Consider the following 22,695-nt stretch of genomic DNA (forward strand, 5'->3'; position numbering starts at 1 on the left):
ACAGCTATCCTTTCAAGAATATAACCAAAAAATTCAGCACTCTAGGCAACGTTATGGGTTCGTGTAAAACTCTCGGCAAGGTTATGGGTTCTCCTGAAATCTTGATATTTTAGCCCACCTTTACCTCTCTCCCTATTCATACAGATAGGTAAGGGTTTGAAGTTATCGCCCCCTTTTCCCCCTGTTCACACCGTACGTGCGACTTTCACCGCATATGGCGTTCCAACTAATCCAATTCATTCAATTCTATGTACTTGGTGAAGCAAATTCAATCCAATCAAATTATATGATTTTCACACATTCTTCGGAGTTCATTAACTTTTTCCTTTTGCTTGTTGGTGAGGTGTAAAGCCTCAAACAATTGTCCACTGCCAACATCACATTTTGGTGATATACACTTTCTATGTATTGTGCTTTTAGACCCGTGCATTCAGAAGTTCGTCAGCTTAACCCTTTCTTATGGGTTTATTCGCATTCTCACCATATTCATTCAACTCAAGCATCATGATTTACACCACCCCCGCGGGTAGGCTTTCGTCAGCTTAACCTGTTACGATAAATTCTCACGCATTTTCACCGAGCTTATAACACTATCATTCTTACTTAATCAAGTGCTTTTCGACTAAGAGAGAACCCTTCAGGGCGTTACCCCATCATTTGATTCTTCGATATAACCCTTCAGTTCCGACAGGAAATGTCTGACCCTTAGCTGGGAATTGTGGCCAATCTCAATTTTAGCCAGAAACATTTCTCACAACATAAGCACCCTTTCGTTCAAGATAGAAAATATTATAAACGAAACAAATTACCTACTGACAAAATTAAAATTATCAATAAAGACAGACATAAAGTAAGAAAGACAGTTACACTACTTCGTATCATTGATTTCCAACAACTTATAAAAAGACAATAAAAAGTGACCTTCGAGCGATAGATACAATACACACAAAAAAGTGTAGATCCATCGACCACAAAGGTCGTTCATTTACTCAATAACCCGCTAAACCCGATAGGTTTGCAAAAAAAAGAGAAACAAAAAGTAATACAAAATTATCTTACAATGTTTTCTTTCTCTTTAAAATCTCTTGGTATAGTTAAATCCTACGTTTTAATAAAAGTGTTGCAATGATGACAAGAAATACAATCGATACAACTAAAACTAAAAGGCCAGTATAAACATTCAATGCAGGGTTGTCGAGCAAAGTGGAAGCTTCTCCATTGACAATCCTATTTATGTCCAAGTACGTGAAAGGTGATAGATGTGCAGCAGCGGCAAGGTAATGTTTACTTGCCATAAATCCCCCGATTACGATGAATACTGTAGACACAAAAACAACGAATTGACTTTTGATAAAGATAGATAAGAATTGGCTTAGTATAAGAATAAAGAGCAATACCACCAAGAATAAAGATATAATTTGCATGAGATACAATCTTAAGGGAATGAATTGAAATCCATAATAAATGGATTTCATGCCTGAATAGTCGGTTGTACTAGACTCACTCAATCCATCATAATGAAGGATAGGGTAATTCCAATCACCAAACCGGTCGAACACCGTTCCAATTAAGATGACAATTCCGAATAAAATTAAGCATGTGATAATTGATACAATAGCTGAATGAAGTACTTTCCCATAAAAAATCGCTTGTTCTGAAACTGGCTGTGTCCGCAAAAAGGAGATTGTCGGGCGTTTCCCCCTCTCATAAGCCAGCCCTCCACCCACTAAAAACAACAGGAAAACTAGCGGCAGGAAATGGGCGTTTTGCTGGAAGAATAAATAAAGAGAAAATAGCCCATTATCATCTATTCTTTCATTGTTTACTATCCATTCCCTTGACAGTTTTTTCGTATTAGTATGGATATTTAAAAGAAGTCCCCCGGATGAAAGAGGACGTATCTTATGCTTTAAAAGCCACTGCTTTTCTGCGATGCTGGCATCCATTGTAAATTGTCCAATATCATCAACGACACTGTAGGATGAATTAAATTCTCCGTTTATTAAACGATTATCAAACAATTGATATTCAATTAAATGAATATAATTCCCTTTCTTATAGTCAGCTATTGCCAGACTGATAAGGTCCGCTAATTCTCTATGAGCGTTTAAGGCAATTTCTTGTTCGTTTAGTTGCTTCATTAAATAAGAGGTATCCTCTTCCTCCTTTAAGGCTGTCTGCAGGTCATTCTTTATATCATTTAAGAATTGTTCTTGGAACGGAATATCAACTTCAATAAAGCCGATTCTGGCCCTCTCCAAATTAGCTAAGAATTCCTGCTCCTTTTCTTTTGCTTCTTGAGAAATAAAAGCATAGCCGCAAGCGATAAAAATAATCGAAATCGCTAAAACAAACCGATAATTCCCTTTCCTTATCAATTTCCTCCATTCAAAAACGACGATCTTCCATAAAGAGTTCCTTCTAGCACTTGTCGCTCCCTTTCGAAAGGGCTTCTTGATTATCCTGGAATCTAAAAGGCTATATTCTCGTTCAGGCAGATAGACGGACAGGAAAATCAAAAACAAACTCCAAACAAATGCGCTAATGACATATAGACCGTCTTTAGAATCAGGCACCGCAGTCAATAACGGTTCTAAATGAAGTAAGTAAAAGGGATTGAGCGGATTCTTTAAAATTCCTGCCATGCTCGTCAACAAATATCCAGCAAATAAAAGTGAAAACGTAATGACCAGGGCATTAAAGGTGTTTTGCATTCGGGTGCCAATGAATAAGGCCAAACTGAATGAAAATATCAACGCACCTATGAATAAAGCAATACTTTTTAATATATATATGACGGTTGAAACAATTTCGACTTCTGCTCCATTAAAGACAACTTGCGGATATTCCAAACGCAACGGCTGTTCTCCAAATGCCATTGGAATCAACAAACCAAGACAGATGACGAATAAAATATACACCAGTGACACTAGCAAGATACTTACATACTTCGAAGTTAGCAGATCCCTCTGTGTAATCGGTTGTGTTCTTAACATTAAGATTGTCTTTTGGTCCTTCTCCTGTGTCAAAGTGGTCCCAAAGAAAAATAGCAGGATTACAAGCCCGGCAAGTCCGATAAACAGGCTGCTTAACTGCTTTAATATCAGGTGGGCAGAAGTAGGATATTCTTCATTTTCATATGGAAGGTTGTTGTCGCGCATATAGTCATTTTTCTTCACAGCTATTACTTTTTCCATGCCTTGCAAAGGAGGAAATACTCCTCCAGCCATTTCAAATCGGCCCAAACTGTCAAGGAATTCTCCTTGCAGTTTAGGAATCTCGTCCCACTTTTTGCGCTCAACAGCGATTTGCCAATTATACAAGGCGTACCTTGCTTCCACGATATATTCATGCTGCAGTAATCCAGGTTCATCAAGGAGACCTTCTTTCCGTTTTCCTTCTAGGTCTGTCTGGATCTGTTCAGCCGCATTTTCGTATTCTACAATTTCTTCCTTTAACTTGATAACCCATTCATTCTGCTGGGAAGCATTGAAATGAAAAAGGTATGCCGCGCTGATAAGAATGATCAGGAAAAGCCACCATATCTTTTTTTGTCTCCAAATTTTCTTCAGTTCAAAGGTTAAAAGATTCATAAGATCTCTTCCTTTTTTCCAAAAATCATCTGATACCGTTCCTCGGAACCGATGGCTTTTTTCTCGATGTTCAATACTTGCACCTCATGGGTACTTAACTGTTTGAACAACTGACTTAAAGAAGCATCTCCCAAACTTACAATCAGTTGATTTTCTTTTCCGTGCTCAGCTACTATACCTGCGGCACTCAAAACCCCGATCACCTTTTCTGGCTGCTGAACTGTAAGCTCATAAGCAACTTTTTCATGGAGAGATAAATCTTCTTCAATGAGCTGGCCATTTTTTAAAAAGAGAATATGGGATGTCACTCTATCAATCTCGGACAGATTATGGGAGGAGAGAATAATGGCTGTACCTTCCTTATTCAACTCCAGCAGCAACTTCCTTACCCGGATGGCACTTGTTGGATCAAGGCCGTTTAGAGGCTCGTCCAGAATCAGAAGCTTTGGCTCGTTCACAATTGCCATGGTAAGTAAAAGATGCTGCTTCATCCCTAAAGAATACTTGCCAACTTTTTTATGCAAATAGCTTTCCATTCCAACCCGTTCAGCTGCAGATAGGATTTGTCCTTTCGAAATGCCCTGGACATCCCCGATAAATTGAAGATGGTCATAGCCTGTCAAATAATCATAGAGGACAGAGTTATCCTGCATAAAAGAAACATAGCGAAAAATTTCCGGATCTTTATTGGTACGATTTAAAATTTTCACCTTGCCATGGTCCGGGCTGATCAAGTTGGTGACGATTCCAAGAAGGGTAGACTTTCCCGATCCATTCGGTCCAACCAAAGCAACGATTTCAGGCTGATGAATCCGGATGCTCACTCCATGTAACACTTTTTCTTTTCCATATGATTTTTGTATTTCTTCAACAGATAAAATCATGTTTATCTCCCGTATAGAAATAATATATGATTGCATAATTATAACATATATTTCATTGTTTTTACTTTTCTTAAAATTTTTTACATTTATTTTTTTGACTATATAGTAAATTTAACGGTACTTTTATGTTTTTTGAAGTTTTCATTGAGGGATATTCTAATATTGGCAAGTATTCTTCATCTGCAGAACAGAGTGGTTCCAGCCGTTGCACAACGGCAACCTTCTGTTGGAATAGAGGCCGATTACAACACTACATCTGCTAAACGAGTAACATAACTTGTCAAACATTCAGTATAAGGAGTACCTATTCTAATTGGTTCTAAATTATACAAACGGCTAACTGACTCTAAATTGTCTTCAGTTTTTAATGATTTAGTATCCATTTCCACACCTTCTAGATTTGCAAAATACTTTTTCAAAGGGTATTTTTACCATCAAATGAAATTACATACAAAGTTTTTTTATATATAGGGGGTTACCTAAGTTAGGCAAAAAAAAAAAGACAGTAGGTTAACTACAGTCTTCTTGAAATATATGAAGCATATATTTGCCGAGAGTTTATTGAAGCATATCATTGACATTCTGGCAAAATTATGGGTAAAATCACAAAAATAAAAAACCACCAACATATGTATTGGTGGAGACGGTGGGAGTTGAACCCACGTCCAAAGGCATTGCCACTTAAGCTTCTACGAGTGTAGTCGGCATATTCGTGATTCGCTGGTCCTTTTGCCTGCCGACAGGCGGCCGGCCAGCTAGCCTGGTTGTTCTCTTCCTTCATCCTCAGGCGGTGGAATCCGGCGTAGCCCACTAAGAGTGAGTCCGCTACCCTACCACATGGGCGATGGAGGGGCGAACCGCTAAAGCGCTATTAGGCAGCTAAAGCGAAGTTGTTGTTTTCTTTGCCAGTTATAGGCGTTGACGTTTTTACGAGGCCGATCCCCTCGACTCGCAACTTAAGCTCAAACTACCCCTGTCGAATCCGTAACGTCCCCATGATAAAAGGCTTCTGTATCTGTGATACAGACGTCCGGAAAACTCGGAGAGCCGAGCAAAAGGAATTGCGTCACATTAAAGTGACAATTATTATTATAACACATTAGGTGTTTTTTTCAACTGGTACACTCTTCCACAGCTCAGGATTACATTTTCTGGCGTTCCCGGAAAGCCCGCTCGATGTCGCGCTTGGCCTCTTTTCTCTTCAGCGTTTCGCGCTTATCGTAATTCTTCTTCCCTTTCCCAAGTCCAATCAAAACCTTTGCATAGCCATCCTTCAAATAAATTTTCAAAGGCACAAGCGCATAGCCCGCTTCCTTCGTTTGGCCAAGAAGCTGGTTGATCTGACGCTTATGGAGCAGCAGCTTCCTTGTCCTCAGCGGATCATGGTTGTAGCGGTTCCCCTGCTCATATGGACTGATGTGCATGTTATGCAGAAAGATTTCCCCGTTCTGGATTTTCGCATATGAATCCTTCAACTGGACACGTCCGGCGCGGATCGATTTGATTTCTGTGCCTTGAAGGACAATCCCGGCTTCATATGTTTCCTCTATAAAATAATCATGGTTCGCCTTCTTATTCTGGGCGACCACCTTTCCCTCACCTTTTGGCATGGCATTCTTCCCCCTCTATGCCTTCCTATTGTAGCAAACAACGCCCTCTCCTACAATGGATATCAAGGCCAGCAGAGAGCTCCAATAGAGGAGCTCCCAACATGTCTATCTTCTCTTTTTGGACTTGCGTTTCGCTGCAGGAGCGTTTTCGTAAAACTTCTTCTTTTTGCTTTTCGAACCGGATCTGCTGCCGGATCCCTTGCCGCCTCTTTTTCCTTCTTCCTCTTTGCCTCGGCGTGGCTTTTTCTCGCTGCTTTTCGTCCTGAACACCTTAGGCGTTTCCGGTCGTTCACGGCGACGTGTCCCCTTCATGCCGACGATCTCGAAATCGATCGAGCGTTCATCTTTGTTGACATTGATGACACGGACTGTGATTTCATCGCCAATGCGGAAGAAGTTCCCGGTACGTTCGCCGATCATGGCCATCTGGCGCTCATCGTAGCGGTAATAATCGTCTGTCATATAGCTGACATGGACAAGTCCTTCAATCGTATTCGGAAGTTCGACGAACATCCCGAAATTCGTTACTGAGCTGATGATGCCATCGTATTCGTTACCGATTTTATCTTCCATGTATTCGGCTTTCTTCAACTCGTCTGTTTCGCGTTCAGCTTCCACAGCCCGGCGCTCCATGTTCGATGAATGCTCGGCAATGTCTGGCAGCAGCGCATTCCATTTTTCCTTCGTCGCTTGATTCATTTTTCCATCGATCAAATAGGTCCGGATAAGGCGATGGACAATCAAATCCGGGTAACGGCGGATCGGTGAAGTAAAATGGGTATAAAATTCGGTTGACAGGCCAAAGTGCCCGAGGCTTTCTGGATAATATTTCGCCTGTTGCATCGAACGGAGCATCACGGTCGAAATAACTATTTCCTCCGGCTTGCCCTGCACTTCCTCGATGATTTCCTGGAGCGCCCGCGGATGCACTGCATTGGCAGATCCTCTTACGATATAGCCAAAATTAGTAATGAACTCAAAGAATTTCCTCAGCTTGTCCTCTTTAGGATCTTCATGGATCCGATAAATGAACGGGACATCCAGCCAGTGGAAATGTTCAGCGACTGTTTCATTCGCTGCAAGCATGAATTCCTCGATCAGCTTTTCCGCCACGGACCGTTCACGCAGGACAATATCCTGCGGCTTGCCTTCTTCATCGACAAGGACCTTCGATTCTTTAAAATCGAAATCGATCGCGCCCCGTGTCATCCTCTTATTACGAAGGATGGCAGCGAGCTCTTCCATCAGCTCGAACATTGGAACAAGCGACTCGTAACGCGAACGGGTTTCTTCGTCTTGATCAACGAGGATCCTGTTTACATCTTGGTAGGTCATCCGTTCCGTCGTCTTGATGACGCTCTGGAAAATTTCATGGTTGACAACCTGTCCGTCCTGAGTGATTTCCATCGTGCACGAGAGGCTTAAGCGGTCTACCTTTGGATTCAGTGAACAAATTCCATTAGAGAGGCGATGCGGGATCATCGGGATGACCCTGTCCACCAAATAAACACTCGTGCCCCGCTCCTCCGCTTCCCGGTCAATCGGAGAGTCTTCCGTTACATAATGCGAAACGTCGGCAATGTGGACACCAAGCTTATAATTCCCGTTTTCCAGCCTAGTCACCTGGACAGCGTCATCGAGGTCTTTCGCATCCGCGCCATCAATCGTGACAATGACCTCATCGCGGAGGTCGCGGCGGCCGCCGATGTCACTTTCATGGATCTGATCCGGCGTTTCATTCGCCTGCTGCAGGACTTCAGCCGGAAATTCAATTGGGAGCCCATGTTTGTGAATCACCGAAAGGATATCTACGCCGGGATCGTTTTTATGCCCCAGAATCGCCGTTACTTCTCCTTCGGCACTTTTCCTGCCATCAGGGTAACTGGTTAGCTTGACGACCACTTTATGCCCTTCGACTGCCCCCATCGCCGCATCCTTTGGAATGAAAATATCGCTGTTGAATTTTTTATCGTCAGGAATCACAAAACCGAAATGCTTGCTTTCTGTATAGGTCCCGACGATTTGCGTCACACCTCTTTCAAGGATTCGGATGACGGTTCCTTCACGGCGCTGTCCTGAGCTGTCAGAGGACACCCTGACAAGGACCGTATCACCATTCATCGCGTTGTTGGTTTCATTTGGAGGGATAAAAATGTCATCCATCCCCGGCTCATCAGTAATGACGAACGCAAACCCCTTCGCATGCGCGCTCAGGCGGCCGCGCACCAGATTCATTTTTTCAGGCAGCCCGTAGCGATCGCTCCTTGTGCGGACCACAAGCCCCTTTTCCTCCATGACAACCAAAGCCTTGACAAAATCCTTGAATGTTGAAGAATCATGGATGCCAAATGCGCTTTCCAGCTCCTGGACGGTTAGCGGCTTATAGGCTTCGTCCTTCATATAATGCAGCAGCCGGTCTATATGCCCTTGAATATTTTCGTCCATCACAAACCCCTCCTTCATAACGACTCTTTTTTATTCTTTCCAATTCAGCGTCTCTAGAAACTCATACACATCCTCGTGCAGCTGGTCACGCTCTTTGTCAAGCGTGATCACATGCCCAGACTCTTCATACCATTTGATCTTTTTATGCTCTGATTCTACTTCGTTGTATATGATGTTGGCGCTGTCCGGATTGATGATGTGGTCGTGCCTTGCCTGGACAACGAAGGTTGGTGCATAGATCATGTCAACATTATCCCTGACCTCGGCAATCAAATCCTGTAATGACTTAAGCGTACCCATTGTCTTTTTTGACAGCTCCTCCACCTCTGCCTTGATCTGGTCCTCAGGTTTTCCTTCCATCTTCTTATATTCTTTTGCATACTCGAGCACCCCATGATACATGACTTCCTCGGCCTTGATGTACATGGGTGCACACATCGTTACGATTCCCTTAACCGGGACAGTGTAGCCAAGTTTCAAGGACAGTACGCCGCCAAGCGATAAACCGGCGACTGCGATTTCTTCATAGCCTTCGCTTTTCAGAAATTCATAGCCGGCTACAGCATCCTTCCACCAATCTTCTGGCCCTGTATGTATCAGCTCTTCCGGCGGAACCCCATGGCCTTTGAAAATCGGGGCATGGCAAGTGTAGCCCTTTCCTTCTAAAAATCGACCCAGCATCCTGACGTCCGCTGAATTCCCGGTGAAACCGTGCAGGAGCAGCACAGCTCTTTTTCCTGCTTTAAAAGTAAATGGTCTTGGTACTAACTTTCTCATTTTTCTACTCCCTCTATGTCAAAAACATTTCATTGATTGAATATCTTCCTTAGTTTTAACAAACCGGAAGTGAACATTCCAATAAAAAGCCTTTCTATATTTCATTACCCATAAAATCAGGAATTATGTGATGATCTGCTGCCAGGGTTGGCCTGCCACCAATGGACCCGGCATTGGATCTGCCTTCCTGAACACAGCAAGACCCAGCCTCAATGGAAGCCGGGTCTGTGTGTTTGTATTATAGCTTGAAATAAGTTACGGCAATAGTCAGGATGAAGAACAGGACAGACAAAACAATCGTGATGCGGTGGAGGACAAGGTCCAGGCCTCTTGCCTTCTGCTTGCCGAACAATTGCTCAGCGCCCCCAGAAATCGCACCGGAAAGGCCAGCACTCTTTCCTGATTGAAGCAGGACTACCCCAATCAGCCCAATACTGACAATGACTAAAAGTACTACTAAAAATGTATGCATGACGAACCTCCCGAAAAACTGCTTAACAGTATTTTAAATTTATCACATTTTCTGTAATGAAACAATACTTGTCCGAATAGTTAGTTGTGATTTAAGGATCGGCGTGAAGGAATCCTTCTGGGATAATCTTCGCGCGGACCCTGGGACTTGTCCTGATGTCCTTGAATACGATCGGTTTAAAAAGAAAAATGAAGCAGGAGAACCGTCCCTTTGCTTCAAAAGAAAACGAAGCAGGAGAACCGTCCCCCTGCTTCATTTTATTTATTTTTTTAGGTTGTAGAAGGATTTGATTCCGTTGAAGCGGGCTGTTTCTGCGAGCTGGTCTTCGATGCGCAGGAGCTGGTTGTATTTCGCTACGCGGTCTGTGCGTGATGGTGCGCCAGTCTTGATTTGGCCTGCGTTTGTTGCGACAGCGATGTCGGCGATTGTTGAATCTTCCGTTTCGCCGGAACGGTGGGAGATGACCGCTGTGTATCCTGCGCGCTTCGCCATTTCGATTGCATCGAAGGTTTCAGTCAATGTACCGATTTGGTTCACTTTGATCAGGATGGAGTTGCCAACACCCTGCTCGATCCCTTGTGCAAGCTTCTTCGTGTTCGTTACGAACAGGTCGTCACCAACAAGCTGTACTTTTCCGCCAAGGCGCTCAGTCAATAGCTTGTGGCCTTCCCAGTCGTTTTCATCCAATCCGTCTTCAATGGAGATGATTGGGTACTTGTTTGCCATTTCTTCGTACCAGTCAACCATTTCCTCTGATGTCTTCACGACTCCTTCTCCAGAAAGATGGTATTTGCCGTCTTCTTTGTTGTAGAACTCCGAAGATGCAGCGTCCATCGCAAGCATGACTTGCTCGCCAGGTTTGTAACCAGCTTTTTCGATTGCCGTCACGATTGTTTGAAGCGCTTCTTCATTAGAACCAAGGTTTGGAGCGAATCCGCCTTCATCACCTACAGCTGTGTTCAAGCCTTTTTCCTTTAAAACGCCCTTCAGGCTATGGAAGATTTCCGCACCCATGCGAAGCGCCTCACGGAAGTTCTCAGCGCCAACAGGCATGACCATGAATTCCTGGATGTCAACGTTATTGTCAGCGTGCTCGCCGCCATTTACGATGTTCATCATTGGAACTGGAAGCTGTTTTGCATTGAAGCCGCCAAGGTATTGGTATAAAGGAAGATCAAGATAGTCTGCAGCTGCGTGAGCGACAGCCATTGACACGCCAAGAATCGCGTTCGCGCCAAGCTTGCCTTTGTTTTCTGTTCCATCAAGTTCGATCAGGGCATGGTCGATGCCAACCTGATCAAGGACGTTGAACTCTTCGCCCACAAGGAATGGTGCGATGACCTCGTTCACGTTTTCAACTGCCTTCAGAACGCCTTTTCCAAGGTAGCGGCTCTTGTCGCCATCGCGAAGCTCGACTGCTTCGTATTCACCTGTGGAAGCACCGCTTGGCACCAATGCGCGCCCGAATGCGCCAGATTCTGTGAAAACTTCTACCTCTACTGTTGGATTTCCGCGGGAATCAAGTACTTCGCGAGCATATACGTCTGTTATGAATGGCATAGGATAATCTCTCCTTATTTTTGGATTGTTTATAGTTGGTGAGTCGTCAGTTTCAATTTAATGAACCGGACGTCTTTACGCAAGCATTTCGACTGTCCGTAAAATGATTTATTTTTTGATCAGTGATTTCCCGGTCATTTCCGCGGGCTGTTCAATGTCCAACAGCTCAAGCATCGTTGGCGCAAGGTCGCCGAGGATGCCATCTTCACGCAGCTTGATTCCTGGCTTGGTGACGATGACAGGGACTGGGTTCGTTGTATGGGCCGTCATCGGATTTCCTTCCAATGTCACCACTTCGTCGGCATTCCCATGGTCGGCCGTGATGATGGCTGTACCGCCTTTTGAAACAATCAAATCGACGATTTTGCCTAGGCACTCATCAACGGTTTCAACCGCCTTGATGGTCGGCTCGAGCATTCCTGAATGGCCGACCATGTCAGGGTTGGCAAAATTCAGGATGATCGCGTCGAAGTTGTCTGCCTCGATTTCCTTCAAGAGTGCTTCCGTCACGCCATAGGCGCTCATCTCAGGCTGCAGGTCATAGGTAGCAACCTTTGGAGAGTCAATCAAGATCCGCTTCTCTCCAGGGAACTCCTGTTCACGCCCGCCGCTCATGAAAAACGTCACATGCGGGTATTTTTCCGTCTCGGCGATCCGCAGCTGGGTCATGCCTCTTTGCGAAATCACTTCGCCGATTGTGTTGTCGAGGTTCGTTGGCTTGAAGGCCACATAACCATCCACTGTCTCACTAAAATGGGTCAGGGTGACAAAGTGAAGGTTTCCCGGTTGCCCTGGTCCGCGGTCGAAAGAGCGGAAGTCTTTGTTTGTAAAAGTGTTGGAGATTTGGATGGCCCGGTCTGGACGGAAGTTATAGAAAATGACGGCGTCGTCATTCTTAACTGTAGCGACAGGGGTTCCATCAGGACGCACCAGCACGGATGGCACAACAAATTCATCGAAGATTCCGTTATCGTAGCTATCCTCGATCAGTTCCAGCGGATTGGAATATGCCGGTCCATCCCCATATACCATCGAACGGTAGGATTTTTCAACTCGTTCCCAGCGTTTATCGCGGTCCATCGAATAGTAGCGTCCGGAAATCGTCGCGAACTCGCCTACACCTAGTTCACTCATTTTCTCAAGCGTTCGTTTGATATATTCTGGCGCTGTTTTTGGTCCGACATCTCGGCCGTCCAGGAAGCCGTGTATATATACTTTTTCGACTCCTTCATTCGCTGCCAGTTTCAGGAGCGCGAACATGTGGTCAATATGGCTGTGCACGCCGCCATCTGACAGCAGTCCCATCAGGTGGAGAGCCGTGCCTTTTTCCTTTACATGCCTGATGGCATCAAGGAAAGTATCATTTTTCTCGAATTCGCCCTCACGGATGGAAATGTTCACACGTGTAAGGCTTTGGTAGACGATGCGGCCGGCGCCAATGTTCAAGTGGCCGACCTCCGAGTTTCCCATCTGGCCCTCTGGAAGGCCGACCGCTTCTCCACACGCCGTCAATTGGGCGTGAGGATAGCTGTTCCAATAGCGGTCAAAGTTCGGCTTGGTCGCCTGGGCAACGGCATTTCCCATCCGTTCGCCGCGGAGCGCGAAGCCGTCCAGTATGATCAATGCAGTTGGTGACTGTTTACTCATTCTTACCTGCCTCCAATAATTTCAGGAAGGAATCTGCTTCCAGGCTCGCCCCGCCGACCAAGGCGCCGTCGATGTCTTGCTGTGACAAGTATTCCTTGATGTTTCCCGGCTTGACGCTTCCGCCATACTGGATCCGTACAGCATCCGCTGTTTCCTGGGAGAATTGCTCTGCGATGACTTTGCGGATATGCGCACAAGTTTCGTTCGCATCTTCTGCAGTCGAGGATTTTCCTGTTCCAATCGCCCAGATCGGCTCATAAGCGATGACAGTCTGTCTGACCTGGTTTTCTGTAAGGCCGTCAAGCGCTGCCTTGATCTGGCCGCCGACGAATTCATTCGTTTCGCCATTTTCACGCTGCTGTAGTGTTTCCCCGCAGCAAACGATTGGAGTCAGATTGTATTTAAATGCTGTCAGTGTCTTCTTGTTCACCGTCTCGTCTGTTTCGTTGAACATTTCACGGCGTTCAGAGTGGCCGATGATGACATACTTGGCACCGATGTCTTCGAGCGCTTTCGGGCTGATCTCGCCTGTGAATGCACCGCTTTCCTCAAAGTGCATGTTCTGGGCTCCGATTCCAAGATCCGAGTTCCCGGCAAGCTCGGTTAATTGCCCAAGGAACAACGCCGGCGCGCAAACGACCGATTCGACTTGATCCTTCGAAGGGACACTTCCTGCCACTTCTTCTATGAATGCCTTGGCTTCAGGCAGTGTTTTATGCATTTTCCAGTTTCCTGCAATGATTGGTTTTCGCATGCTGACACTTCCTTTCATGATTCCTTTTAAAAAATTTCTCTTTCTCAAAGCAGCAGCGATTACTGCTTCTATTTTACAGGACCAGCAGCCAGCCGATTCAAGCTCGGCCAGCTGCCGGCTAAAAAGTCTATTTATCGTTCAAAGCAACGACTCCCGGCAGCGCCTTGCCTTCCATGAACTCAAGGGAAGCGCCTCCGCCAGTCGAAATGTGGCTCATCTTATCCGCCAGGTTGAACTTTTCCACGGCTGCGGCAGAATCGCCGCCGCCGATGACCGAATATGTACCTTCTGCTTCGGCCAGTGCTTCCGCAACAGCTTTTGTGCCGCCAGCGAACTTGTCGAATTCGAATACACCCATTGGCCCGTTCCAGATGACCAATTTGGATTTTTGAATGACATCGCGATACAGTTCAGCTGTCTTCGGTCCGATATCAAGCGCTTCCCAGTCTGCAGGGATTTCTTCAATCGGAACGACCTTGGAATTGGCGTCAGCTGAAAAACTGTCTGCAACGATCGCATCGACAGGCATAAGGAATTGAACGCCTTTCTGCTTCGCTTTTTCCATAAAGCTCTTGGCCAGTTCTATTTTATCTTCTTCAAGGAGCGACTTGCCGATTTCGTGGCCCTGCGCTTTTACGAAAGTATAAGCAAGGCCGCCGCCGATGATCAGGTTATCCACTTTTTCAAGAAGGTTCTCGATGACACCTATTTTGTCCTTTACCTTGGCACCGCCGATGATAGCGGTAAATGGACGCTCAGGATTTGACAAAGCTTTCCCAAGCACATCAAGCTCTTTTTCCATCAGGAAGCCGGAAACTGCTGGAAGATGCTTGGCAATGCCTTCAGTAGAAGCATGCGCGCGGTGTGCAGCTCCAAACGCGTCGTTGACATAGAGATCCGCAAGATTGGCAAATGCTTTCGCCAGTTCCGGGTCGTTCTTCTCTTCGCCAGGATAGAAACGGACATTCTCAAGAAGCAGGATGTCGCCATCGTTCATGCTGCTGATTTCTGACGTAACAGACTCGCCATATGCTTCATCCGTTTTCTTCACATCTTTCCCAAGCAGTTCAGACAGACGCTTTGCTACCGAAGTCAAGCGCATTTCTTCGACAACTTGTCCTTTCGGACGCCCAAGATGGCTGGCAAGAAGGACTTTAGCTCCTTGTTCCACAAGGTACTGGATGGTTGGAAGGGCGGCGCGGATCCTCGTATCATCTGTTACTTGCCCATCCTTCATCGGCACGTTGAAATCAACGCGGCAAAATACTCGTTTCCCTTTTACATCCACATCTTTAACCGTCTTTTTATTCAAGGCTAGAGACCTCCTTTATGAATAGCACCATCTAGATGGTGTCATGACAGAAAAAAGGGGAGAGGGACTTTACCCCGCTCCCCTTTTTCATCCCACTACATTATAGTCTTTATCGGATTGTATATCCAATATTAACTTACAGACCTTTTTTAGCGATGAAATCAATCAGGTCAACTACACGGTTGGAGTAACCTGTCTCGTTATCATACCAAGAGATTACTTTTACCATATTGCCTTCCATGACCATTGTTGAAAGTGCATCGATCGTGGATGAGTTTGTGTTGCCATTGTAGTCTCCTGATACAAGCGGCTCTTCGCTGTATCCAAGGATGCCTTTAAGGTCGCCTTCAGCAGCCTGCTTCAGGGCAGTGTTGATTTCTTCGACAGTTACGTCTTTTTCAAGTTCAGCAACAAGGTCAACCAATGACACGTTTGGAGTTGGAACACGCATTGCTCCACCATTCAATTTTCCTTTCAGTTCAGGCAATACAAGTGAAACTGCCTTTGCAGCACCAGTCGTTGTCGGAATGATGTTTTCCGCAGCTGCACGCGCACGGCGGTAGTCTTTATGCGGCAGGTCAAGGATTTGCTGGTCATTTGTGTATGAGTGGACAGTCGTCATCATGCCGCGTTTGATGCCGAAGTTGTCGTTCAATACTTTCGCAAATGGGGCCAGGCAGTTTGTTGTACAAGATGCATTCGAGATGACATGGTGGTTCGCTGCATCGTACTTATCATCGTTGACTCCCATCACAATCGTGATATCTTCATCAGTTGCCGGAGCGGAGATGACCACCTTTTTAGCGCCTGCTTCAAGGTGTTTCGCTGCGTCAGCGCGCTTTGTGAAACGTCCAGTCGATTCAACAACGACCTCTACGCCAAGGTCTCCCCAGCCAAGCTGCGCAGGGTCTCTTTCAGCAAGCACTTTGACACGCTTGCCATCCACTACGATCGCATCGCCGTCAACTGTTACTTCTTTATCAAGCGTTCCGTGAACAGAGTCATATTTTAAAAGATGGGCTAGCATATTTGCATCTGTCAAATCGTTAACTGCCACGACTTCCACGTTAGGGTTATTCAATGCTGCGCGGAAAACAACGCGACCAATCCTTCCAAATCCGTTAATACCAACTTTTACTGCCATGTGTATTTCCTCCTTTGATTTTTCCCTTAAAGGTATTGTTTTTATTTATATAAAGGGGATTACCCTTGTAACAATTTCTTAGCGGCTCCCTCATCCGTCACCAAGATGGTGGAGGCAGGTGCCTTTTTCATGTAAGCCCTGATCGCCTTTGCCTTCGACTCGCCTCCGGCCACAGCAATGACATCTCCGATATTGGCGAGATCGCTTAATTGGAGTCCGAGTGTCAGGACTTTGTGGACGATTTCGCCGGCTTCGTTGAAATAATAGCCGAATGCCTCGCCGACAGCGTTGCCGGCCATGATTTTCCGTAAATCTTCAGGACTTGTATTACGCCGTTCTGCCATTGTTATAGCGTCCCCAATTCCATGCAAAACCATGCTGGCCGATTTGACCAGATTCAGGACCTCGAAAATGAGCGGTTCCTTGATGAATGATTGGTAGGCTTCAGTGCTGACTTGATCAGGTACATAAAAGACGCGGTGGCGCGAATTCGTATTGTCTGCCATGATAGAGCAAACAGTATTCGCCTGGTTCTTGACATCCTCGCCAATCCCGCCGCGCGCCGGCACGAACAGCAAATCCTTCTGCCCGAAATCCGGGGTCAGCATATCAGCCACAGCCGCCATTGTCGATCCCCCTGTCACCGCAATCACATTCTTGGGTTGAAGAAGGTCTTTTATCGTGCTCGCTGTTGCCCTGCCGAGCTCACTTTTCACCCAGGGCGATTGGTCGCTGTCACCGGCAACGACGATTACTTTCCGGATGCCCATGCGTTCTTTTAGCTGGCGCTCTAACATGTCTATACCCGTAATGTCCCTCATTACACTCTCAAGGCTTTCCAATATTTCTTGGCCCTCATGTGTAATATGCATCCCCTGCGACGAAACCGAAATCAAATCCTGTTCCTTCAAAAACTCCACCTCGGACCGCAATACCCGTTCAGTCAGGTTCAAGCTGACGGAAAGACTCCGCCTTCCTACCGGCTGCATCACGTTTATGTATTGCAGGATGAGGTAGCGTTTTTGCATAACTTGCAATAAGTCGGGCAATATTCTTTTTTGAATATCAATGAGCGAAGTCTCCATGTTGATATTCTCCTTTACATTGTTGGTCACAAAATGTCCCACTAAGACAAATTATGTCCCACTTGCGGTAAAAAAAATCACCCCTGCTACAATTTTCATTCTAACAGGAGTCCATCCCCAATTCAACCAATAAACTCAACGTTTCTCCGTGAAAACGCTTCACTCATGAACTTTTTATCAACACGTCCGTATTGGATTTCTTCTCCGTCCAATTCAATTACTGGAATCATGATGCCATAACGCTCGACAAGTTCATCATCAAGATCGATATTGATTTCTTCTATCTGAAAAAGCCATTGCTGTTGCAAGTCTTCAAGAATTTCCCGCGCTGTATCACAAAGGTGGCAGCGCGGCCTGGAATAAAGCCTGACAATCTTGTTCATGGAAAAACTCCTTTTAATCAAATCTTTTCCGTTTCGAAGATGATGGGATGCCAAGCTGGTCCCTATATTTGGCGACCGTCCGCCTTGATACAACCATGCCTTCCCTGTCCTCCAGCAGTTGTGCGATCGCCTGGTCGGACACCGGCTTTTTCTTGTTTTCCCCAGCGATGATCTGTTCAATCGCCGCCTTTACTTTGTGGGAAGAAGCCAGATCATTTTCCGTCGTCTGAACGGCGCTTGTGAAGAATGATTTCAATTCATAGGTGCCCATCGGTGTCTGCATGTATTTTTCACGGACTGTCCGGCTGACCGTTGATTCATGGATATCAAGCTCTTCCGCCACTTCCCTCATGGTCATCGGTTTTAAATTCTCCGGACCTTCGATGAAAAAATCCCTCTGTTTTTCGATGATTTTCCTGGAAACCTTCATCAGCGTTTCCTTCCGCTGCTCAAGGCTCCGCTGGATCCAATGGAAGTCATTCTGCTTTTCCTGTAGGAAGCGATCCACTTCTTCATTTCGATACCCTGAAAGCTTCTGATAATATCCTTCATTAAAGGAGACCTTCGGAATGAGCCTGTCGAACACACTCACCGAAAGCTCATCACCATCCCTGGTAACGACGACATCCGGGACAATGTAAGCCGGTTTCTCCCTCTGAAACGCGGAACCAGGCTTCGGGTTAAGGCACTGGATGTAATCATGGACCTTCTGGATCTCCTTCAGCTCAATGTCCAGCATTTTTGCGATCGCTTTCCACTTCTTTTCGGCAAAAAGCATGAAGTGCTTGGAAAGGATTTTGATCGCCAGCTCATTCTCCGATGTGGCAGGCATCCGTTCCAATTGCAGGACAAGGCATTCCTGCAAATCATTCGCGGCAATCCCCGGGGGATCTAAAGCCTGTAGCCTTGATATATATATGTGCAGGCGGTCCTCCGGGACGTTCAGTCTCTTCGAAAGGCCGGAAATTTGAAGGTAACCGTTTTCATCAAGGTTTTCAATCAAGGATTGAAGAATGGATCTATCCTCAGTCGTTACCGACAGCAGATTCAGCTGGGAAAGCAAATATTCTTCAAGCGTCTCCTCATTGCTGGCACCTATTTGTTCAATCAAGTTCTTCTGGTCGCGCTCAAAGGGACGCTGCTTTTTCTTTCGCGTCCGGTCCATATTCGCATCAAATGTTTTGATGTTTTTGAAGTCCACTTGAATCAGGGGGTTTTCGATTGATTTGGCCTCAAGGAAAGCAGCAAGCTCCTGCGCGGAATATTGCAGTAAGGCTATCGCCTGGGTAAGCTCCTGAGTCATCGCCAATTTCAATGTCTGCTTTTGCCATAATCCGGCTCTAAGATCCATGTGAATCACCCCTGCACCTATTTTACATGATAAATGGAATTTGGTGTATGGAAAGAAATTGTTATCCTTGTTACAGACAAATAGAAAAACCCCTTGCCTGGTTGGCCAGACAAGAGGTTTTTGGCAGCGCCCTCGGCAGGAATCGAACCCGAAATTAAAAACACAGATTATAGAGTGAAACTACACGCAGATAAACCATTAGTTTGAAGGTTTATTTAGCTGTTTTCATTCATGTTATGACGGCCATACTCCTTTTTATTCCACGATATAAAATCCGAACCTTTAAAATTCCGTTGTTGTTAATTGATCCTCTTAGGATCATCATGGAATAATTCCATACTTGGTCGCGCATAATATCCCATGTAATCCATTTTTTTAAGGAGCAAATCATGAGCTTCCAAAAAATGATAAGGAGTGTATTTATGGGAATATTAAATGGTAATCCTCAAGATGAACCGATGCATTATGGTGAAGTATTTGGCACTTGGACCCATTTATCTACTAATAAGGGGTTAATAGCTGCATATCAAACCTACCATAATCATGCTGGCGATGGAGCCCTTAAAAAGTTGATTCAAGAAGCAATACAAGGCTTAGAATCTGAAAATCAACAAGTCGAAGGACTGCTGAAGGCCAATGGAATCGGCCTCCCACCAACACCACCTGAACGCCCAATTGCAAAGTTAGAAGACATTCCAGTTGGAGCAAAATTTACTGATCCAGAAATCAGCGCTTCCATCGCTATAAATGTTGCTGCAGGATTGGTATCTTGCAGTCAAATAATGGGACAATGCATCCGGGAAGACATAGCTATGATGTATGGACAGTTTCATCTTGCTAAAGCACAATTTGGTGCCAAAATGTTGAAACTGAACAAGGAAAAAGGATGGTTAATTCCTCCTCCACTTCATGTACACAGACCCGAACAAGAATAGATGGTCTTCAGGCAATCAAAATCTTGATTGCCTTTTTTGCGTGAACCTCACCCACCAAATGCTTCGCAATTGGAAGGTGCTTTCCTTATCAAAAATACGGTCTAAGCCTCGTTATGAAGCTACAAGTGCCAAATTAAAACTAATTAAAAACAAGATAGTTTCCCCCTCATATGTCGGCTTGCAACGGGAATCATGTATGGGTGATTCCAACTCCATAAAAGCCCGCCTGGAAAACGTGAATATATCCATTCTGTTGAACACTTATGGACATATATCTAAAAAATCAAGGCAGGTGCAGAACGAGAATGTCTTAACCAAAAAATCAAAGAAATAAAACAAGGGTTTCTCAAAGCATTCGGACAAAAACCGGACAGTTTTTATCTGAATACTCGAAAACCCATGTTTATCAATGCTTTAGCGCCCTCGGCAGGAATCGAACCCACATCTCAAGAACCGGAATCTTACGTGCTATCCGTTGCACCACGAGGGCATATCATCATTATTATAGCGCTAAAGTGAATTAGCGTTACGCTTACCTATTATAGGCTAAGTTCAGTCGCTTTGCAAGAGCGTTTTTTGTTTAAAAATCCGAATCCTGGGTAAGATGGATATGGTACAGGATTGTGCCGATTGTTCCAAAACAATAAATGTCGAACAGTTTCCATGCGATTCGTTTGACCTTTATTGACCATGCGTGTATCATAAAAATTACATAGGTACTCTGGCAATAGAACCTTTTAATGCCAGTTGCTTAGTGCCACAATCCTTGGCATGAAATTCACGATAGTTAAAGGAGGAAAATAAATATGAACTTGATTCCTACAGTCATTGAACAAACGAATCGGGGCGAACGGGCATATGACATTTATTCCCGCCTTCTGAAGGACCGTATCATTATGCTTGGAAGCGGGATCGACGACCATGTCGCGAACTCCATCGTCGCTCAGTTGCTATTCCTGGAAGCTGAAAACCCTGAAAAGGATATCTCCATCTACATCAATAGCCCTGGCGGCAGCATCACTGCCGGTATGGCCATCTATGATACAATGCAGTTCATCAAGCCGGATGTCCAGACCATTTGTATCGGCATGGCTGCGTCAATGGGCGCATTCCTGCTTGCTGCTGGGACGAAAGGCAAGCGTTTTGCCCTTCCGAACAGTGAGGTCATGATCCACCAGCCACTTGGCGGTGCACAAGGCCAGGCGACTGAAATCGAAATCGCTGCAAAGCGGATCCTTTTCCTTCGCGATAAACTGAACAAGATCCTTTCTGAGCGAACAGGCCAGCCGCTTGAAGTCATCGCCCGGGATACAGACCGCGACAACTTCATGACAGCTGAGCGCGCAAAAGAATACGGTCTGGTCGACCAAATCATCTCACGTAATGTGATCGAGGAAAACAAGGATAAATAAGCCGAAAAAACTCGCTTCTTCAATAATAAGGAGCGAGTTTTTCATTGCCTTAATTTTCCCTTTGCATGTATTCAGAAAGTTTCTGGAGGGCTTCCTCCTCGTCATTTCCATCTGCGATCAAATTCACGGATGCACCCGAGCCAATCGCAAGGCTCATCAATCCCATGATGCTTTTCGCGTTCACCTTTTTTCCATCTTTCTCAAGGAAGATATCGGATGAGAAACGGTTTGCTTCCTGGACGAATCGCGCAGCCGGACGAGCCTGCAAGCCCGATCTCAATTTGACCTCCACCTGTTTTTGAACCATCTTGCATTCCTCCTCTTTCTATTTATCAATGATCTGGCCGGCCCTTAGTTTTTCGGCGATTTCATCTATTTTCCGCAGCCGGTGATTGATTCCTGATTTGCTGATTGCTCCGCCTGATACCATTTCCCCTAGCTCCTTCAGGCTCACATCCTGGTAATCGATGCGTAGCTGGGCGATTTCCCTGAGCTTATCCGGTAGAATATGCAGCCCAACTGTATCGCGAATATAGCGGATGTTTTCCACCTGGCGAAGGGCTGCCCCGATCGTCTTGTTCAAGTTTGCTGTTTCACAATTGACGAGACGGTTCACCGAATTGCGCATATCCCTTACTATTCTAATATCTTCGAATCTCAGGAGCGCATTATGGGCTCCGACGATGTTCAGGAAGTCAGATATTTTTTCAGCTTCTTTCAAGTAAGTGATGAACCCTTTCTTCCGTTCAAGCGTTTTGCTGTTGAGGCCGAAGGTATTCATCAATTCACACAAGGAATCATTATGCTCCTGATAGAGAGAGGAAATCTCCAGATGGTAGGAGGATGTTTCCGGATTGTTGACAGACCCCCCTGCAAGGAAAGCCCCTCTAAGATAAGAGCGCTTACAACATTTCTTTTTGACTAACTCTTGCGAAATTTCGTGAAGGATTTCAAAGCCTTCCCCAATGATTTTCAGGTCCTCAAGGATTTCCCTGGCTGATTCCTTCAAGCGGACAATATATACATTATTCTTTTTCAGCCGCATTTTCTTCCGCACGAGCAGCTCTACCTGTACCTGATAGCTTTTCTTTATCAGCGTATAAATCCGCCGGGCAATGGCAGCATTCTCGGTTTGTATGTCTACAATGAGCTTGCGATTTGAGAAGGAAAGGGAACCATTCATCCGAATGAGAGCAGACAGCTCTGCTTGCGCACAGCAGCCCTTCACCTCAAGATTCGTCAGTTCCTTTTTTGTTTCCGAAGCGAACGACAACCTTTCCACCTCCTGATAATAGAAGCAACAAGTGCTTTGCTGGCCTTCAAATGAAAAG

19 protein-coding genes, 1 tRNA gene and 1 other RNA gene are annotated in these 22,695 nt (G+C 45.4%); 2 read left to right on the plus strand and 19 right to left on the minus strand.

Features of this window, described 5'->3' with window-relative positions; translation table 11 throughout:
• Window positions 1-1,094: 1,094 nt before the first annotated feature.
• The 16 genes from JJQ88_RS08380 to rpoN form a co-directional block, all read right to left on the minus strand.
• Window positions 1,095-3,593, minus strand: coding sequence for an ABC transporter permease subunit (locus JJQ88_RS08380; protein WP_210365293.1), 2,499 nt, complete (start codon window positions 3,591-3,593; stop codon window positions 1,095-1,097).
• A complete protein-coding gene (locus JJQ88_RS08385) occupies window positions 3,590-4,477 on the minus strand; it encodes an ABC transporter ATP-binding protein (RefSeq protein ID WP_210365294.1) in 888 nt (295 codons plus the stop codon). The genes JJQ88_RS08380 and JJQ88_RS08385 overlap by 4 nt, the downstream gene beginning before the upstream one ends.
• Before the next feature lie 242 nt (window positions 4,478-4,719).
• Window positions 4,720-4,860 (minus strand): hypothetical protein, encoded by a 141-nt coding sequence (locus JJQ88_RS08390; protein ID WP_210365295.1) that lies wholly within the window; start codon window positions 4,858-4,860, stop codon window positions 4,720-4,722.
• 252 nt (window positions 4,861-5,112) lie between these two features.
• Window positions 5,113-5,472: a transfer-messenger RNA gene (gene ssrA, locus JJQ88_RS08395) on the minus strand.
• Between the two features lie 147 nt (window positions 5,473-5,619).
• Window positions 5,620-6,087 carry an SsrA-binding protein SmpB gene (gene smpB, locus JJQ88_RS08400; protein ID WP_210365296.1) on the minus strand — a complete coding sequence of 156 codons (468 nt, stop codon included), beginning with the start codon at window positions 6,085-6,087 and terminating at the stop codon, window positions 5,620-5,622.
• A gap of 105 nt (window positions 6,088-6,192) precedes the next feature.
• Window positions 6,193-8,532, minus strand: a complete 2,340-nt coding sequence (gene rnr, locus JJQ88_RS08405; RefSeq protein WP_210365297.1) for a ribonuclease R — start codon at window positions 8,530-8,532, stop codon at window positions 6,193-6,195.
• Window positions 8,533-8,562: 30 nt separating this feature from the next.
• On the minus strand, window positions 8,563-9,309 hold the full coding sequence (locus tag JJQ88_RS08410; protein WP_210365298.1) for an alpha/beta hydrolase: 747 nt from the start codon (window positions 9,307-9,309) through the stop codon (window positions 8,563-8,565).
• Between the two features lie 238 nt (window positions 9,310-9,547).
• Entirely contained in the window at window positions 9,548-9,781 is a 234-nt protein-coding gene (secG, locus tag JJQ88_RS08415) for a preprotein translocase subunit SecG (RefSeq protein ID WP_210365299.1), read from the minus strand.
• Between the two features lie 261 nt (window positions 9,782-10,042).
• Window positions 10,043-11,341 carry a phosphopyruvate hydratase gene (gene eno / locus JJQ88_RS08420; RefSeq protein ID WP_210365300.1) on the minus strand — a complete coding sequence of 433 codons (1,299 nt, stop codon included), beginning with the start codon at window positions 11,339-11,341 and terminating at the stop codon, window positions 10,043-10,045.
• A gap of 108 nt (window positions 11,342-11,449) precedes the next feature.
• Window positions 11,450-12,988, minus strand: coding sequence for a 2,3-bisphosphoglycerate-independent phosphoglycerate mutase (gpmI, locus tag JJQ88_RS08425; protein ID WP_210365301.1), 1,539 nt, complete (start codon window positions 12,986-12,988; stop codon window positions 11,450-11,452).
• Window positions 12,981-13,742 carry a triose-phosphate isomerase gene (tpiA, locus tag JJQ88_RS08430; RefSeq protein ID WP_210365302.1) on the minus strand — a complete coding sequence of 254 codons (762 nt, stop codon included), beginning with the start codon at window positions 13,740-13,742 and terminating at the stop codon, window positions 12,981-12,983. The genes gpmI and tpiA overlap by 8 nt, the downstream gene beginning before the upstream one ends.
• Before the next feature lie 127 nt (window positions 13,743-13,869).
• Complete coding sequence (locus JJQ88_RS08435) at window positions 13,870-15,054, minus strand: phosphoglycerate kinase (protein WP_210365303.1); 1,185 nt, start codon at window positions 15,052-15,054, stop codon at window positions 13,870-13,872.
• 136 nt (window positions 15,055-15,190) lie between these two features.
• Window positions 15,191-16,198, minus strand: coding sequence for a type I glyceraldehyde-3-phosphate dehydrogenase (gene gap / locus JJQ88_RS08440; protein WP_210365304.1), 1,008 nt, complete (start codon window positions 16,196-16,198; stop codon window positions 15,191-15,193).
• Window positions 16,199-16,257: 59 nt separating this feature from the next.
• Window positions 16,258-17,283, minus strand: a complete 1,026-nt coding sequence (locus tag JJQ88_RS08445; RefSeq protein WP_210365305.1) for a sugar-binding transcriptional regulator — start codon at window positions 17,281-17,283, stop codon at window positions 16,258-16,260.
• 122 nt (window positions 17,284-17,405) lie between these two features.
• Entirely contained in the window at window positions 17,406-17,666 is a 261-nt protein-coding gene (locus JJQ88_RS08450) for a glutaredoxin family protein (protein ID WP_210365306.1), read from the minus strand.
• Between the two features lie 13 nt (window positions 17,667-17,679).
• Entirely contained in the window at window positions 17,680-19,017 is a 1,338-nt protein-coding gene (rpoN, locus tag JJQ88_RS08455) for an RNA polymerase factor sigma-54 (protein ID WP_210365307.1), read from the minus strand.
• Between the two features lie 422 nt (window positions 19,018-19,439).
• On the opposite strand from rpoN, the gene JJQ88_RS08460 reads away from it, so the two are divergent.
• Window positions 19,440-19,952: a DUF3231 family protein gene (locus JJQ88_RS08460; RefSeq protein WP_210365308.1), complete on the plus strand. Its 513-nt coding sequence runs from the start codon at window positions 19,440-19,442 to the stop codon at window positions 19,950-19,952.
• A 418-nt stretch (window positions 19,953-20,370) separates the two neighbouring features.
• On the opposite strand, the gene JJQ88_RS08465 is transcribed toward JJQ88_RS08460, so the two are convergent.
• Window positions 20,371-20,442 (minus strand) — tRNA-Arg (locus JJQ88_RS08465).
• Between the two features lie 316 nt (window positions 20,443-20,758).
• Here JJQ88_RS08465 and clpP point away from each other — a divergent pair.
• Window positions 20,759-21,364 carry an ATP-dependent Clp endopeptidase proteolytic subunit ClpP gene (gene clpP / locus JJQ88_RS08470; RefSeq protein ID WP_210365309.1) on the plus strand — a complete coding sequence of 202 codons (606 nt, stop codon included), beginning with the start codon at window positions 20,759-20,761 and terminating at the stop codon, window positions 21,362-21,364.
• 49 nt (window positions 21,365-21,413) lie between these two features.
• Here clpP and JJQ88_RS08475 read toward each other — a convergent pair whose 3' ends face one another.
• Together JJQ88_RS08475 and whiA are read right to left on the minus strand one after the other, a co-directional pair.
• Window positions 21,414-21,671, minus strand: a complete 258-nt coding sequence (locus JJQ88_RS08475; protein WP_210365310.1) for an HPr family phosphocarrier protein — start codon at window positions 21,669-21,671, stop codon at window positions 21,414-21,416.
• Between the two features lie 18 nt (window positions 21,672-21,689).
• Window positions 21,690-22,637 carry a DNA-binding protein WhiA gene (gene whiA / locus JJQ88_RS08480; RefSeq protein WP_210365311.1) on the minus strand — a complete coding sequence of 316 codons (948 nt, stop codon included), beginning with the start codon at window positions 22,635-22,637 and terminating at the stop codon, window positions 21,690-21,692.
• Window positions 22,638-22,695 lie beyond the last annotated feature (58 nt).

This window comes from Bacillus sp. REN3 (assembly GCF_017912555.1).
In the GTDB taxonomy this organism is placed as follows: domain Bacteria; phylum Bacillota; class Bacilli; order Bacillales; family Cytobacillaceae; genus Mesobacillus.